This is a genomic window from Ruegeria sp. CDSC079, assembly GCF_059610505.1.
In genome coordinates this window covers 194806-210540 of record NZ_JBXWNT010000004.1, presented here as the reverse complement: position 1 = coordinate 210540, position 15735 = coordinate 194806, and the positions used below count along the sequence as shown (strand labels likewise).

Sequence of the window (15735 nt, the reverse complement as noted above, 5' to 3'; positions counted from 1 at the left end):
GAGAAACGAAAAACGGCCGCCGGGTGTTACCCCGAGGCCGTTGCCCACTTCTTCTAGCATGACACAGTTCGTACCAAATTAAGTCCGAAATGTCAATGATTTGCGCAACACCCACGCAACAGGGAACGTGCGGTGCAGGTTAATATTTTCTTCCCTGCAGGTGCCTTTAACCGCTGCCAGTCAAATCCTGCGCCAGCATCAGCGCATTCATATCCGGATCATAAAACGTGGCCGTGCTGACCATCCCTTCGATCGTTTCTGTCGCCCCATCGAAGGCCACCCCTGCTCCCTCTAGCGCGGCGCGGGCGGTGGTGATGTCGGCGACCTCAAACACGGGAACGCAATTCCCCGGCGACGGCTCGGCCTGCTCTCCTAAACCCAATGTGACACCGTCCACATTGGTGTGCATCTCACTCCAACCCGCTTCATCTATGTGGTGGGCAAGTTCAAACCCCAGTTTGTCATTGAACCATTTAGCGCTGGCATGGCGATCCCGAACCGAGATCGCGAGTGTGATCGTGTTTTTCAAAGAAACAAGGGGCATCAATCTTTCCTTTTGAGCTAAATTATATTAACTATACTTTATGGACATTAATTTGCTTGTCAAGCTGACCTCCCGAGCTTGGTCGCTGAATATTCTGGCCCTCATGCATTCCGGCACTCCTGGCAGGCAGGCCGCTCTGCTTGCTGCCACCAGCGCAGGAAGAACTGCCTTCGCGGCAAGCCTGGACCATCTCATACGCCTTGACCTGATCGAAAGGAATCCGGGCCACGGGCACCCATTGCGCCCTGAATTCCGATTAACCCTGCCGGGGATCGAAGCCGCCAGTATGGCCAGCGCAATCGTAAACGCCGTTCCGGATGACACCAAGTTCAAGCTCGTCCGTAAATCCTGGACCGTCCCGATCCTGGCACTCACCGGCACTCCGCACCGCTTTTCCGCCATCAAATCGGATTTGGTATCGATCACGGATCGGGCGCTGTCGTCGTCCCTTCAACAGCTAGAGGCGCTCGACTGGATCCGGCGGGACATTGAAACTGCCGCGCGGATGCCCTTCCCTACATATCGAGCTGTAAGAACAGGTTTTGCGATCAACCAAGCGGTCAATCTCACTGCTTAAAGGTTGCAGACAGCCCACAACGATCCTTTTCGCCGGATGTGATCTATAACGCACAGCTTGACATTCCGCCCCGCAACCTGCATGAGCGCCTTAACAAAGCGCTGACGCGTGAGCATTGGCAGGTCCGACCTGCTCCACAGCGCTCGATTCACCCCATAGTTCCCCTTCACGCAGGGTTCTGAATGCGACGGCCGGATGCCGCAGGAAACGCCTGTGCATCCAGAGTCTTAGCGTAACCCTGTTGGCATCGCATATTGCGCTGCTGATTTATGTCGTCCGTGGTGATGCATTCACCAGGGGCAAAAAAGGAATGATATTTGTTCGACTTTGATATGCTGGGCCTGGCCCCGGCCCTGAACGACGCTTTGAAACGCGCCAATTTTTCACAACCCACTCCGATTCAGAACCAGGCAATCCCCATGGCATTGCAGGGGCACGATATTCTCGGCCTTGCCCAGACCGGCACCGGCAAGACGCTGGCTTTTGGCCTACCCCTGATCGACCACCTGCTGGCTCAGACCGGCAAGCCTGCGCCGAAAACCGCCAAGGCTCTGATCCTTGCCCCGACCCGTGAACTGGTCAACCAAATCGCAGATAGCCTGCGCAATTTGACCACGAATACGAAGCTGCGCGTGGCGACAGTTGTTGGCGGTCAGTCCATCAGTAGGCAGATTTCGTTTCTGGCACGCGGCACAGACATTCTGGTTGCCACCCCTGGTCGTTTGATCGACCTGATGGAACGCAGAGCGGTCGACCTCGGCTCGGTACGTCATCTGGTACTGGACGAAGCCGATCAGATGCTGGACATGGGCTTTATTCATGCTCTGCGCCGGATTGCACCGCAGTTGGGCACGCCCCGCCAAACGATGCTGTTTTCTGCCACTATGCCCAAGCAGATGGAAGAACTCAGCCAGGCCTACCTGACAAACCCGCAACGCATTCAAGTGTCCCCTCCGGGTAAAGCCGCCGACAAAATCACCCAATCGGTTCATTTCCTGAGCCGCGCGGAAAAACCGAGCAAACTGCGGGAGATTTTATCTGCGGATAAAGAAGCTCTGACGCTGGTGTTTTCGCGTACAAAACATGGCGCCGAGAAGCTGATGAAGGGCCTCGTAGCCGACGGCTTCAACGCCGCCTCGATCCATGGCAACAAAAGTCAGGGACAGCGTGACCGGGCGATCAAAGCTTTCCGCGCAGGCGAGATAAATGTCTTGGTGGCAACAGACGTGGCCGCTCGCGGCATCGACATCCCGGGCGTTGCCTATGTCATCAACTACGACCTACCCGAAGTGCCGGATAACTACGTCCACCGCATTGGCCGAACCGCCCGTGCCGGTCGCGAAGGCGAAGCGATCGCTTTCTGTGCACCGGATGAACTGGATCAACTGAAGCAGATTCAGAAACTGATGAAAATTGAGGTTCCGGTCGCCAGCGGCACAATGCCCGAGTTCGCCGAACCCGCAAAATCGCGGAAAGGCGGAGGGTTCCGTCGCCGTGGTCCAAAGCCGCAAGCAGCTAACAAGTCGGGCAATCCCGGAGGCCCAAAACGTCGGCGACCGCGTCGATCCTCCGCCGCCTAAATCTAAAAGGCGCCGCTATTCGCGGCGCCTTTTTTAGTTTCCGGTGCTTTGGCGCTCGGCCTCAATCTCACGCCATTTGGCGACGTTTCGATTGTGCTCATCCAGTGTCTCGGCAAAAGCATGTCCGCCGGTGCCATCTGCAACAAAGAAGACAAAATCAGTCGCTTCGGGCGAAACTGCGGCTTCAAGACTTGCAAGACCAGGATTTGCGATAGGTGTTGGCGGGAGCCCATCAATCACATAAGTGTTCCAAGGCGTTGCACGGCGCAGTTCGCTGCGGCGCAGGCCTCGTCCCAACGCGCCCTGCCCCTTGGTGACACCGTAGATTACTGTCGGGTCCGTCTGCAGCTTCATGCCTCGCTCAAGCCGGTTTACAAATACGCTGGCAACCTGTCCACGCTCATGCGGAACACCAGTTTCCTTTTCGATGATTGACGCCAAAATCAGCATCTCTTCGGGGGTATTGATTGGCAAATCATCCTGCCGCCCTTCCCAGGCGGCGTTAATGCGCAGTTGCTGCTTATCCTGCATCGACTGCAGGATTGCCGCCCGATCGGCACCTCGCACAATGTCATAGCTGTCCGGTGCCAGCGCCCCTTCGGCCGGTATTTCAGGGATATCTCCCGTCAACGCGTCGATCTGCTTAAGACCCTCGACCACCTGCCAGGATGTAACACCTTCAGCAATCGAGACCCGGTACCGTGTGTCTGAGTCTTCGCGCTTTTGGGTATAAGCCGCGGGTATTTCTTCTTCCGCTACATCGAACGATGCGATTTCATCGAAGTCCAATGTTGCGGGGTTCAATTCGCGTACACGGGTTTGTATGCGGGTTACACCGATCCGGTACTCAATCTCGGATCCGCAGGTACTGGCCCCGCTCCGCGTAATCTCATCAATGATCTGCTCCATCGAAGCACCCTCGCGGACCAGAAAGCTGCCTGCCTTCAGCTGAGGTGCCTTGTCGGTATAATCCGCCGCCATACGGAATATCGTAGCGCTGCTGATCGCGCCCTGATCCTCCAGCTGTCGGCTGACCTGCGTCATGTTCGAGCCACGTTCGACCTGCAAACACATCGCAGCTTCCAGAGGGCCCGCATTCTTGTATCGCGCCTGCCCCCACAAAATCAGTCCACCGGCAAGAAACAGGCCGACCACCAGGATGGTCAGCATGTTGGAGGCCAAAGCGCGCCACATTTAGCTGGCCTTTCCGAAGATCACACTTGCATTGGTGCCGCCAAATCCAAACGAGTTTGACAACGCCACATCAATCTTGCGCTCACGCTTAGCATTCGGAGCCAGATCAATCTGCGTCTCGACCGCTGGGTTGTCCAAATTGATCGTCGGTGGCGCAACCTGATCGCGGATTGCGAGGATCGAGAAAATGGCTTCGATCGCGCCTGCAGCGCCCAACAGGTGGCCAGTGGCCGATTTGGTCGAGCTCATCGTCACATTCGCGGAATGCTCGCCCAACATACGCTCGACCGCACCCAATTCGATGGTATCGGCCATGGTAGATGTGCCATGCGCGTTGATATAATCTAGGTCTTTCGGCTCCAGCCCCGCGCTGCGCAGTGCCGCGTTCATCGAACGCTCTGCGCCGTCGCCGTCCTCGCTGGGGGCGGTGATATGATAGGCATCACCGGACATGCCATAGCCCAGAACTTCGGCATAGATTTTCGCGCCACGCGCTTTTGCATGCTCGTACTCTTCCAGAACAACGATGCCCGAACCTTCACCCATGACAAAACCGTCTCGGTCGACGTCATAGGGGCGGCTGGCTGCTTTGGGGTTATCCGCGTATTTGGTCGACAGCGCCTTGCAAGCGTTGAATCCAGCGATACCGATTTCGCAAATGCACCCTTCGCCACCACCGGCAACCATTACGTCAGCGTCACCGGCACGGATAATGCGGCTTGCGTCACCAATAGCGTGAGCACCGGTCGAACATGCAGTCACAACCGAATGGTTCGGGCCTTTGAATCCATGGCGGATCGACACCTGACCCGAGGCCAGGTTAATCAGCGCGCCTGGAATAAAGAAAGGCGACACCCGTCGAGGGCCCTTGTCGCGGATCAGGTTAGCCGTTGCCGCGATGGAACCCAGCCCACCGATACCTGAACCGATAAGAACGCCAGTGCGCAAGCGCGCCTCTTCATCCTCGGGCAGCCAGTCGGAATCCTTGCAGGCCATTTCAGCAGCTGCAATCGAGTACAGAATGAAGTCTTCGATCTTGCGCTGCTCTTTCGGCGGCATCCAGTCGTCAGGATTGAATGTCCCGTCGGTGCCGTCGCCTCGCGGAACTTCGCAGGCATACGTTGTGGTGACCCCACTTGCCTCAGCATCAAATTGCGTGATCGGGCCTGCACCGGATTCCCCATCCAGCAACCGCGACCATGTTTCCTCGACCCCGCTGGCCAATGGAGTGACCAACCCAAGACCGGTTACAACGACTCTGCGCATAAAATGCCTCTTGCCTGCTTCCTGTTTGAGAAACGCTCTTACCCCGGGCCGGGGTGCGGGGGCAAGAGCAAGGCGCAATCATCACACAAGCAGATTGAGCGGAACACCTACAGTATACACTCTTGCAATGCGGCTCCTGGCCAGATGAAAGCCCGCCCTTTCACTGGACATGAAAGGGCGGAACCTGTTGTTTTGGAAGAAATCTTACTGAAACGCCGCAACCGGTTCGTGCGCTGTGCTGGCAACATTCAGCGCATCTGAAAGCTCAAGCGTCTTTCTGAACAGCGCGCGGCCAACCAAGGCGCCCGAAATATTCGGGATATAAGCCAACCGCGAGATATCATCTGTCGTGCGGACCACACCGCTTGCGATGATCGGTGTGCGAGATGTCTCTGCCAGCCCCGAGATCAGGCCCAGCTGTGCCTCAACGTCTTCCATGTCGCTATCGATATCAGTGACCAGAATTGCCGCAAACGGCGTCTCTGAAAACGCTTCGATAAAGGCCTCTGGTGTAAACGCACTTTGACTACGCCAACCGTCGGTCATCACTAAGCCTTGCCAAACGTCTACGGCCAGAACGATTTGGTCCGGATAGAGTTTGGCCAATTCTTTCACAAGATTTGGATCCCACGCAGCCATAGTGCCGATAACAATCCGGCCTGCGCCCTTGTCGATCCAGTGCTCGACTTGCTCGCGCGTTCTCATACCACCTGCCAACTGCACAGGGATTTCGGCAGAACGGATGATCTCTTCAACCATCTCCGAATTGGTATCGCGCCCTTCAATCGCGTCAAAATCGGTCAAGTGCATCCACTCGGCTCCAGCATCGGCCCAACTGCGTGCCGTTTCTGCGGGATTCACGTGCCAAATCATGGCCTCATCCAGACGACCCTTGTCCAGTGTGACACAGCGGCCGTTCTGCAGTTCCATCGTAGGGTAAATCCTCATGAGCTTGCTCCTCCGCTCAATCGCAACGTCAATAGAGGATACCATACCCTCAACCCTATCGGTGAGAATTTCCAGTTTCGGCAAACCAAAGGCAATTTGCGGCACGATCAAAGAGAAAGGTTAAGCCAGTTTGGGCGGCCCGTTTCTTTTCAGCAGGTTCACCTGACTTCCCATATAGTCGCGCTCGGCCATGAGCTCATAACCCAGCTTTGCCGCCAGATTCTGCGACGCGTGGTTTTCAGCATCAATCAGGGAAACCAGTGGTCCAGGCATTATTCTGTCAAACCAGTCATGTGCGGCCTGTGCCGCTTCAAAACCAAATCCCTGCCCCTGGGCTTCTGGTGCCAATAGCCATCCGGCCTCGGGAAAGCTGTCGAAGTCGTCGCCTAACCCTCGGTTACGATAGAAAAAGCCAGCTTGACCTATCATCTGACGATTCGACTGTCGAAAGACGGCCCATTGGCCAAAACCGGCCATCTGCCAGTGGCCGGCATTCCTCAGAAAGGATTCCCACGCTTCGCCCCGCGATAGCGGTTCCCGGCCAAGATGGCGCACAACACAAGGGTTCCGCCAAATCTCAGCGTAACGACTAAAGTCGTCGGGACGCATAGCGCAAAGCATCAGACGTGCCGTATTTATCATCGGGGTGGATCGTAGCATGCCCTGCCCGCTCAGAATTTCCTGCCTCGCGTAAATGGTTGCGGGTCAATAGCTATCTGGCAAGCGCGAATTCCGGCTGGGCAAAAAAAACGGCGCCTCCGTTGCCCGGAAGCGCCGTTTTAGCGGATAAAGAAGGTCTTAAGACGCTTCAGAGATGAATTTGACGGCGTCGCCAAAAGTTTGGATGGTTTCGGCTGCGTCATCAGGAATCTCGATGCCGAACTCTTCTTCGAAGGCCATAACCAGCTCAACAGTGTCCAGGCTGTCTGCACCCAGATCGTCGATGAAGGACGCGTTTTCGGTCACTTTATCTTCTTCAACACCCAAGTGCTCAACAACGATCTTTTTAACGCGATCTGCGACGTCGCTCATGTCTATTCCTCATTTCATTTCAGGGCATAGTGCCCGGTTCTGCCCTTGCCCGCTCAGGCTGGCCTTGATGTGCCCGTTCTGGGCGGTTTAGGTCCCCGATTACCGGGTAAGTAGAAGGTTGACCATCCGGCCAGCCCCTGCATATGTGCGCCGCCTATAACACAGACAACGCCCGAGGCAAACGCTTTCGCGCCCACCTCGATCCGCGCTCACAACATGGCCATACCGCCGTTCACATGCAAGGTGGTTCCGGTAACATATCCGGCTTCGGCACTTGCAAGATACAGCACAGCCGCAGCAATTTCCGAGGGGTCACCCATACGACCGGCAGGAACCTGCGTCAAAATCCCAGATTTCTGATCCTCGGTCAGTTTGTCGGTCATCGCAGTCGTAATGAAACCGGGTGCCACCGCATTGGCGGTGATTCCACGGCTGGCAACCTCATAGGCCAACGATTTGGTCATGCCCACCATGCCTGCTTTGGATGCAGCATAGTTGGCCTGTCCCGGGTTCCCTGTCGCACCCACCACCGATGAGATATTAATGATCCGGCCCCAGCGCGCTTTCATCATGCCCCTCAAAACGCCTTTGCACAGACGGGCAGTAGATGTCAGGTTGACGTCGATCACGCTCTGCCATTCTTCATCGGACATGCGCATGAACAGATTGTCTCGCGTGATCCCTGCATTATTCACCAGAATATCAACCGATCCCATTGCCTCAGCAGCCTGCTTCGGAAGGGCTGTCACCGCCTCGGCATCACTCAGGTTGCAGGGCAGAACATGGGCGCGTTCACCCAATTCGTCGGCCAGAGCCTGTAGCGGCTCAACTCGCGTTCCAGACAAAGCCACAGTTGCACCGGCCGCATGCAAACTTCGCGCAATTTCGCCACCGATCCCGCCCGATGCACCGGTGATCAGTGCATTCTTACCTGTCAAATCAAACATTCGGTTTTCCTCTTGATGCTCGGTGTCTTACGATTCGGCCTGTGTCACATTCTGCACGTCATCAGGCGTACCGACAGCTTTACCAACGATCGCACGGTCAATTTTGCGAATCATACCGGACAGAGCTTTGCCCGCCCCGATTTCCCAAGTTTCACTCACGCCTTGCGCAACCATGTACAATACGCTTTCGCGCCAGCGAACCGAACCTGTGACCTGCTCGATCAGCAACCCACGGATCAGATCGGGATCTGTGACAGCCTCGGCCCGCACATTGGCAATCAATGGCACGGCAGGAGCTTTGATTTCGACATTTGCCAGGGCTTCGGCCATGACATCAGCGGCAGGTTGCATCAATGCACAGTGGAAAGGTGCGCTGACGGGCAACATGACCGCGCGCTTGGCGCCTTTTTCTTTGGCGATTTCGGCGGCGCGTTCCACGGCAGCCTTTGCGCCTGATACCACGACTTGTGTGGGATCATTGTCATTGGCAGCCTGACAAACTTGACCCTGCGCAGCTTGGTCTGCAACAGCGCGCACAGCATCAAGATCCAATCCAAGAATAGCGGCCATTGCGCCCTCTCCAACGGGAACCGCACTCTGCATCGCTTGCCCGCGGGTGCGCAAAAGGCGCGCCGTATCAGCGACCGACAATGCCCCTGCCGCAGCGAGCGCGGAGTATTCCCCCAGCGAATGCCCAGCGACAAAACCAGCATCCGCAATCGAAATCCCATTGGCCTCCAGGGCCCGCATCGCAGCCATCGAGGTCGCCATTAGTGCTGGCTGCGCGTTCTGGGTCAGGGTCAGGTCCGCAATATCACCTTCCCAGATCAGATCGCTCAGCTTTTCCCCAAGCGCCTCGTCCACCTCGTCGAATACAGCCTGTGCAGCCGGATAGGCCTCGGCCAGAGCCTTGCCCATACCGATAGTCTGGGCACCTTGCCCCGGGAAAACAAATGCGCGTGTCATTGCAACCTCTTGGATGACGTTAGGTTGCCGCGGGGTGTAAACCGACAGACCGCGCGGCACAAGCTTTGCCTGATCTCTGCACTTTGGCACCGGCTCTGTGCATCCCTTGCTATTGTGTCCTAGGCTTGTAGCGGTAGGTTGTTGCATACGATCCACCTTCCGGAGCCTCAGATGCCTTCGTCAAACACCTTCTCAAGCTATGGAAGCATAACCAAGACTTTTCACTGGCTGACCGCGTTACTTATCTTCACCGCATTCCCTCTGGGGTGGGTCGCCAACGGATTGGCTCATGCGATTTATGATCCTGCTATAGCCACAACCGAAGATGACATTGCACGCGCCGCCAGCCTCTTTTCTCTCCATAAAACCGTCGGGGTCACTGTTTTCTTCGTCGCGCTCGCGCGTATCTTGTGGGCGATAACACAGACCAAACCCGGCCTATTGAACGCCGAGAACAAGCCCGAGGCCTTTGCAGCTGAAACCGTGCATTGGCTGCTTTACGCATCTTTGGTTCTGGCCCCACTAACCGGGTGGACCCATCACGCTGCCGCCGAAGGTTTCGCTCCGATTTTGTGGCCCTTCGGACAGGGCCTACCCCTTGTACCAAAATCCGAGTATTTGGCAGAGCTGACCGGAAGCCTACATTGGCTGTTCGTCTGGACACTGGCCGGGTCAGTCGCGCTGCACGTCGCCGGGGCGCTAAAACACCACATTATAGATAAAGACAGCACGCTGCGCCGAATGATGCCGGGCACCTCGGATGCACCGGAACCGCCAGAGCAAAGCCATTCAATGACGCCCGCATTGGCCTCTTTGGCCATTTGGTGTGCCGTTCTGGTCGGAGGATGGTCAATCGGCGCGTTTGACCACCAATCTACAGCTGGCACAGAAGTCGCAGAACTGACCCAGGTACAGTCCGACTGGAACGTCCAGGAAGGCAATCTAAGCATTACCATCACCCAGTTGGGCAGCCCGGTAACCGGCAGCTTTTCCGATTGGACCGCTGCAATCGCTTTCGAAGATCCGCCCACGCCGGGCTTAGCCGGATCAGCAGATGTCACAATCGCGATAACGTCGCTCAAACTCGGGACAGTCACAGATCAGGCAATGGGTGCTGATTTCTTCGACAGTGCGCAATTTCCAACCGCTCAATTCAAAGCTGATCTCTTCAAAACTGAGGACGGGTACGAAGCGCGCGGCGCGTTGACCATTCGCGACAAGAGTGTGGACGTAGTGTTGCCATTTACCCTCGACCTTCAGGGTGACAGCGCATCTATTTCAGGACAGCTTGAACTGAACCGGCTGGATTTCGACATCGGCACTTCGCAGTCGACCGAGGATTCGCTGGGTTTTGCTGTTACAGTATCAGTTGATCTTACAGCAAAACGTGGCAACTAAGAAAATGGGCCGCCGAAGGGTTACTCCGGCGGCCTCGTTTCAACTCGTTGTAATCGTATTAGTCGGCCTTCTGGGCTTCGACTGAAATCTGAAGTTCAACTTCGTCGCTTACGAATGGCGCAAACTGACCAAGGTCGAACTCACTACGCACCAAGGTGGTGGTTGCGTCGAAACCGGCCCAGGGCTTTCCTGCCATAGGATGTTCACCCACCTGGTTCAGCTTGGCATCCAGAACAACCGATTTGGTCACGCCGTTCATAGTCAGATCGCCAGTGATGTTGGCAGTGTTTTCGCCCGTGACTTCGATACCAGTAGAGGTAAAGGTCACCATTTCTCCTTCGGTCACACCAAAGAAATCCTCGGACATAAAGTGGTCTTCACGTGGCTTCCAACCGGTAATCATCTCGACCACTGGCATGGATACTGTAACACTGGATGCAGCCGGGTTTTCCTGATCGAACATGATCTCGCCTTCAAACCCCGAGAACATGCCATGGGTGGTCGAGAAGCCAAGGTGGTTATAGCTGAAAAGAACTTGGCTGTGGCTGGAGTCCAGAACGTATTTTTCGGCGCCGGCAAATGCCGTTGTGGCCGAAACCGCGAGCGCTGCTGCAAGAAGGGTGGATTTCATGATAATCTCCGCAATTTTGTAGATGCAAACCTCTTGGGTTGCTCGACAACGAAAATGTGCTGCCCTAGGGCAGCACACAAGTAATATTATTTCACAATATCTGTTCTTAATTGAACAGAATAAAACTCAGGCGAAAATTGTTACACTTCCGCTAAGTTGACCTTTGAGCGCTCGGCTGACATCCGCCGATTCAAGCGGCAATTTCATCAACAGGCTGCCATCCACATCGAACAACTCGATCTGGTCTTCAATGAAACGGGCACCACCCAGGCTGTCATAGCTCCGGCGCAAAACTGTCTGCGGGCGGCCATTTTCATTCTTTTGCAATACCCGGACCTCGCGGCGGATCGGGTCAAAATACGCATCAGGACGCGCGTCCAGAACTTCGATGGTCAGAAGGCTGACACCTACTAGAAGGAACATCAGCGAGGCCGCCAATTTGATCGGCCAGACTTCGGCGGCCATTGCCGTGCTGGGCATCAACCACATGGAAAAGGCAGAAACTATCAGTAGCGCACCGGCCAGACGGGCCAGAACCATCCGAGCTTTCCAATTTGGTGCAAAGCTAATGAGCACCGGCACTGACTTTTCAAAACTTACGCCTGTGGCGGATTTCTCGAAGGTATTTGTGTTAATCGCGGTCATTTTCAGTACCCTGTTTCTCAGGTTGCCGTTCCAACTTTTGTCAGTCCGGTTAATTTCCGGTATACAAAACAACTTTGAGCCGAAAAGCGTCAGGAATTGGGCAGCGCAGAGGAAATAGCGCGACTTCACAAAGGCATCTGTGGCAGGCCTTGCCCCCAGCGTACAAACGTGTATATCGGGCCATCCTTCGCAAACGACATGAATCGCGCAGCCTCTCGTGGCAGGGTCGCGAAGGACGAAACGGCCCCGCCTATGAAATGCGCCTTGATAGAAACAGGAGTGCACATGCCACTATATGAGCATGTAATGATCGCGCGTCAGGATTTGTCCAACGCGCAGGCAGAAAGCCTCGTCGAACATTTCGGCACCGTTCTAACTGACAATGGCGGCAACGTCATCGACAGCGAGTACTGGGGTGTCAAAACGATGGCCTACAAGATCAACAAGAACCGCAAGGGTCACTATTCCTTCCTCAAGACCGACGCTCCCGCTGGCGCCGTTCAGGAAATGGAACGCCTGATGCGCCTGCATGACGACGTTATGCGCGTTCTGACCATCAAGGTCGACGAGCACAACGAGGGCCCTTCGGTCCAGATGCAGAAGCGCGACGAGCGCGAAGGCCGCCGCGAGCGCCGTTGATTAACGCCTGAAGAAAGGACACTAAACCATGGCCGCAAAACCATTTTTCCGCCGCCGCAAGGTCTGCCCGTTCTCGGGTGAGAACGCGCCGAAGATCGACTATAAAGACACTCGTCTGCTGCAGCGTTACATCTCTGAGCGTGGCAAGATTGTACCTTCGCGCATCACCGCCGTTTCGGCGAAAAAGCAGCGTGAACTGGCCCGTGCTATCAAGCGCGCCCGCTTCCTCGCCCTGCTGCCCTACGCCGTTAAGTAAGGAGATACTGACATGCAAGTTATCCTGCTGGAACGCGTTGCGAAACTGGGTCAGATGGGCGACGTCGTTGACGTCAAGTCCGGGTATGCCCGCAACTTCCTGTTGCCTCAGGGCAAAGCGCTGAGCGCATCGGACGCCAACATCGCGTCGTTCGAAGCCCAGAAAGCGCAGCTTGAAGCCCGCAACCTGGAATCCAAGAAAGAATCTGAAGCGCTGGCTGAAAAGCTGGACGGACAGCAATTCATCGTGATTCGCTCGGCCTCGGATGCCGGCGCACTGTACGGATCGGTCACCCCGCGTGACGCCGCAGACGCCGCAACCGAAGCAGGTTTCACCGTCGACAAGAAGCAGATTGCCTTGATCGCACCGATCAAGGACCTGGGTCTGCACACAGTCGCAGTTAAACTGCACCCCGAGGTTGAAGTGAAAATCGAAATGAACGTTGCCCGTTCGCAAGAAGAAGCCGAACTACAGGCATCGGGCAAATCGATTCAGGAACTGGCCGCCGAAGAAGAAGCCGCCGCAGAATTCGAAATCGCCGAGCTGTTCGACGATATCGGTTCCGCCGCTTCCGACGACGACGATCTGGTTGCTCAGGATGCTTCGGCCGAAGAAGACGAAGCCAAAGCCTGATCCTCGGGTTTCGAATTGAACAAGAAAGGCCGCACGATCTGTGCGGCCTTTTTTATGCCTCCGCCCGGCGAAATCCAGCTTGGGCCCCGGCCTTTGCTTGCGGTCATCAATAGGTTTCCTATCATCGCATAATAACTATTCGGAGACGATCAATGACATTTCTTCTGCGCCGCAGTGTATTGGCATTATTGATAATTGCACCCTTTGCGGCGTGCGGAGGGCCCGATACCCCAACCCAGAACACGTTTGATCCTCCGCTCTATCCCAACGAAACACCGGAACTGCGGGCCTCCATAAACAAATGGGCCGACCACTACGAAGTGCCGCGCGAACTGGTGCACAAGCTAGCAATTCGCGAAAGCACTCACCGACCTTGGGCTGTGAATCGGCCCTATTATGGCTTGCTGCAAATCCTGCCAGCCACAGCTCGTTCTATGGGGTATACTGGAAACGCCAAAGGCCTTTTGGATGCAGACACAAATCTCGAATTTGCCGGGAAATATCTGCGGGGCGCTTGGCTATTGTCCGACGGGGACCAGCAACGCGCCATATTCCTTTACGCAAAAGGGTTCTATCCCGAAGCAAAGGCACGTGGGATGCTGGTCGAAACAGGGCTACGTCCGGAATAACCGGATTTACCCCGAAACGAATCATCTGAGACATGCTGTTTCGGACCATTCTGTTGCCATTACATCGCAATATGACTACACAAGGCGAACAATTTGCTTGCACAATGCCCTGTGGTTGACGCAACGTATACCCCTAAGGACAAGTCTGGCATGTCTTGGGGGAGAGATATGCCGCCACAAGGGTTGGACAGGTGAAACTTATAGATTTGGCCGCGGTCGACCACACAGAGAAGTCGGCCGCTGACGTTATAAACGCCGTCTGCGAAGAGCTTGGCTTCGACTATGCGTCTTATGCCACCTTTAACCCTGTGAAAGGTGATGTGCAGGGCTATGCAAACTATCCAGATGAGTGGAAAATCCACTATGGCAGCCAGGGCTTTCATCACTTCGATCCGACGCTTTATCAATCTGTCCTAAGCATTGCACCCGTTGATTGGGGACGCTTTGATCAGGACGAGAAGTTCAACGCGGTATTCCGTGACGCCCATGATTTTGGCATTAGTTCCAGGGGGTTAACCGTTCCTGTTCGTGGACCTTATGGTGAATGCGGACTGTTAAACGTTACCCGGGACTGTTCGGATTCCGAATGGGATAAGCTAAAGAAACATGTCATGGGTGATCTGCAACTTGCTGCCGTTCAAGCCCACGATACTGTTATGCAATCTGGCTTGCTGGCCAAAGCTCTTTACCTGCCCACGCTGTCCACACGCGAACAGGAAATCCTCCAATGGGTAGCTGACGGAAAGTCGCAACAAGATATCGGTGATATTTTGTCTATTTCACACCGTACCGTCGAAGTTCATATGCGGTCCGGGCGTGAAAAGTTGGGCGCACTGACCACCTCACAGGCTATTGGTCGTGCGATCGGCCTGGGCCTAATTGCCCCTGGTTAATCAAAAAAAAGCACTTCTACGGGAAATCCCTAATAGTCTGCGCTTATTTCTTGGTTAACCTAAACCCTACGGTAACCAGACTGTAGGGGGATGGAAATGATCATCGTTATTGATGGTATTAATCAACATAAGTTCAAAGATGTCTTGGATGACATGTTCAAACTGCGCGCTCGTGTTTTCGGCGATCGCCTTGGTTGGGAGGTCAATATTGAGGATGGGCGCGAGCGCGACCACTTCGATGATCTGCATCCAGCACATGTAGTCAGCATCGACGACGAGGGGGACGTTGTCGGGTGCATGAGACTACTGCAAACCAAAGGACCGCATATGCTGTCCGATGTTTTCCATTCGATCCTGGATGGAGAACCTCCAATTCGGAGCGCGCAAGTCTGGGAAGCCACCCGGTTCTGTGTCGATACTAAAAAACTGGGCCGAGGGCGCGGTGAAAATTCTGTATCCTATGTGACCAGCGAAGTTATGATTGGCTCTTTCGAATATGCCAAAGCGGCTGGCGTTCTTGACTCGATCGCGGTGATTGATCCAGTTATGAACCGCGTTCTGCAAAGGTCCGGTAACGCGCCTTATGACTACCTCGGCAGTGCTAAGCCCATGGGTAAAGTCGTCGCCATGGCCGCTTTGATGGACTGCTCAGATGAGAGAATTTCCGGAATTCGGGAATATGCGAACATCGCTCACGATGTATTCCTGACGGACGAGCAGGCAATAGATCTGTATGCCAGAAACAAAACACCGGCAGATACAGGTGTGGCGAACTACGACCACCAACCACTAAGCCAGATGGAAAAGTACTTTGTCGAACAGATGAATTCGGCAACCACAAAAGCCGAAGTCGAAGCTGTATTGAACCTGATCGAAGCAGTTTCGGATCGGTTCACCCCAGAGCAGAAAACTGCTCTGCTAAGGACCCCCCGTGCTTTTGCTCATGAGGCCTGACCC

The 15735-nt window shown here is 55.1% G+C and carries 19 protein-coding genes; 9 read left to right on the top strand and 10 right to left on the bottom strand.

Translation table 11 applies throughout. The features are described from left to right. Positions 1-166: 166 nt before the first annotated feature. On the bottom strand, positions 167-544 hold the full coding sequence (locus tag AC2FIC_RS09125) for a VOC family protein (RefSeq protein WP_496691053.1): 378 nt from the start codon (positions 542-544) through the stop codon (positions 167-169). A 40-nt stretch (positions 545-584) separates the two neighbouring features. Here AC2FIC_RS09125 and AC2FIC_RS09120 point away from each other — a divergent pair, with 40 nt between their 5' ends. Together AC2FIC_RS09120 and AC2FIC_RS09115 are read left to right on the top strand one after the other, a co-directional pair. After that, a complete protein-coding gene (locus tag AC2FIC_RS09120) occupies positions 585-1121 on the top strand; it encodes a winged helix-turn-helix transcriptional regulator (protein WP_142633164.1) in 537 nt (178 codons plus the stop codon). Between the two features lie 317 nt (positions 1122-1438). Next, positions 1439-2701, top strand: a complete 1263-nt coding sequence (locus AC2FIC_RS09115; protein WP_142633162.1) for a DEAD/DEAH box helicase — start codon at positions 1439-1441, stop codon at positions 2699-2701. A gap of 33 nt (positions 2702-2734) precedes the next feature. Here the strand turns inward: AC2FIC_RS09115 and mltG are convergent, their stop codons facing one another. The 7 genes from mltG to fabD form a co-directional block, all read right to left on the bottom strand. After that, positions 2735-3895: an endolytic transglycosylase MltG gene (gene mltG, locus AC2FIC_RS09110; protein ID WP_496691052.1), complete on the bottom strand. Its 1161-nt coding sequence runs from the start codon at positions 3893-3895 to the stop codon at positions 2735-2737. Then, positions 3896-5161, bottom strand: coding sequence for a beta-ketoacyl-ACP synthase II (gene fabF, locus AC2FIC_RS09105; protein WP_496691051.1), 1266 nt, complete (start codon positions 5159-5161; stop codon positions 3896-3898). A gap of 204 nt (positions 5162-5365) precedes the next feature. After that, on the bottom strand, positions 5366-6109 hold the full coding sequence (locus AC2FIC_RS09100) for a 1-(5-phosphoribosyl)-5-[(5-phosphoribosylamino)methylideneamino]imidazole-4-carboxamide isomerase (protein WP_496691050.1): 744 nt from the start codon (positions 6107-6109) through the stop codon (positions 5366-5368). A gap of 120 nt (positions 6110-6229) precedes the next feature. Next, entirely contained in the window at positions 6230-6730 is a 501-nt protein-coding gene (locus AC2FIC_RS09095; protein WP_496691339.1) for a GNAT family N-acetyltransferase, read from the bottom strand. Positions 6731-6907: 177 nt separating this feature from the next. Then, a complete protein-coding gene (locus tag AC2FIC_RS09090) occupies positions 6908-7141 on the bottom strand; it encodes an acyl carrier protein (RefSeq protein WP_005982462.1) in 234 nt (77 codons plus the stop codon). A gap of 209 nt (positions 7142-7350) precedes the next feature. Beyond that, complete coding sequence (gene fabG / locus AC2FIC_RS09085; protein ID WP_142633152.1) at positions 7351-8088, bottom strand: 3-oxoacyl-[acyl-carrier-protein] reductase; 738 nt, start codon at positions 8086-8088, stop codon at positions 7351-7353. A gap of 27 nt (positions 8089-8115) precedes the next feature. Beyond that, entirely contained in the window at positions 8116-9054 is a 939-nt protein-coding gene (gene fabD, locus AC2FIC_RS09080) for an ACP S-malonyltransferase (protein WP_496691049.1), read from the bottom strand. 171 nt (positions 9055-9225) lie between these two features. Here fabD and AC2FIC_RS09075 point away from each other — a divergent pair, with 171 nt between their 5' ends. Further along, the gene (locus AC2FIC_RS09075; protein WP_496691048.1) at positions 9226-10452 is read left to right on the top strand and encodes a cytochrome b/b6 domain-containing protein; all 1227 of its coding nucleotides are present in this window, start codon (positions 9226-9228) and stop codon (positions 10450-10452) included. A gap of 58 nt (positions 10453-10510) precedes the next feature. Here the strand turns inward: AC2FIC_RS09075 and AC2FIC_RS09070 are convergent, their stop codons facing one another. Both AC2FIC_RS09070 and AC2FIC_RS09065 read right to left on the bottom strand, forming a co-directional pair. After that, positions 10511-11083 (bottom strand): YceI family protein, encoded by a 573-nt coding sequence (locus AC2FIC_RS09070; RefSeq protein ID WP_281971916.1) that lies wholly within the window; start codon positions 11081-11083, stop codon positions 10511-10513. A 126-nt stretch (positions 11084-11209) separates the two neighbouring features. Then, positions 11210-11728 carry a hypothetical protein gene (locus tag AC2FIC_RS09065; protein WP_496691047.1) on the bottom strand — a complete coding sequence of 173 codons (519 nt, stop codon included), beginning with the start codon at positions 11726-11728 and terminating at the stop codon, positions 11210-11212. A 285-nt stretch (positions 11729-12013) separates the two neighbouring features. Between AC2FIC_RS09065 and rpsF the strand changes: the two genes are divergently transcribed. From rpsF to AC2FIC_RS09035, 6 genes are all read left to right on the top strand, one after another. Beyond that, positions 12014-12367, top strand: coding sequence for a 30S ribosomal protein S6 (rpsF, locus tag AC2FIC_RS09060; protein WP_496691046.1), 354 nt, complete (start codon positions 12014-12016; stop codon positions 12365-12367). A 28-nt stretch (positions 12368-12395) separates the two neighbouring features. Next, positions 12396-12623 carry a 30S ribosomal protein S18 gene (gene rpsR, locus AC2FIC_RS09055; protein ID WP_005608650.1) on the top strand — a complete coding sequence of 76 codons (228 nt, stop codon included), beginning with the start codon at positions 12396-12398 and terminating at the stop codon, positions 12621-12623. Positions 12624-12635: 12 nt separating this feature from the next. Beyond that, entirely contained in the window at positions 12636-13256 is a 621-nt protein-coding gene (gene rplI / locus AC2FIC_RS09050; protein ID WP_142633139.1) for a 50S ribosomal protein L9, read from the top strand. 152 nt (positions 13257-13408) lie between these two features. Beyond that, entirely contained in the window at positions 13409-13885 is a 477-nt protein-coding gene (locus AC2FIC_RS09045; RefSeq protein ID WP_281994455.1) for a transglycosylase SLT domain-containing protein, read from the top strand. Positions 13886-14076: 191 nt separating this feature from the next. Then, on the top strand, positions 14077-14778 hold the full coding sequence (locus tag AC2FIC_RS09040; RefSeq protein ID WP_185956601.1) for a helix-turn-helix transcriptional regulator: 702 nt from the start codon (positions 14077-14079) through the stop codon (positions 14776-14778). 96 nt (positions 14779-14874) lie between these two features. Then, positions 14875-15732 carry an acyl-homoserine-lactone synthase gene (locus tag AC2FIC_RS09035; protein WP_496692344.1) on the top strand — a complete coding sequence of 286 codons (858 nt, stop codon included), beginning with the start codon at positions 14875-14877 and terminating at the stop codon, positions 15730-15732. The last annotated feature ends 3 nt before the right edge of the window (positions 15733-15735 follow it).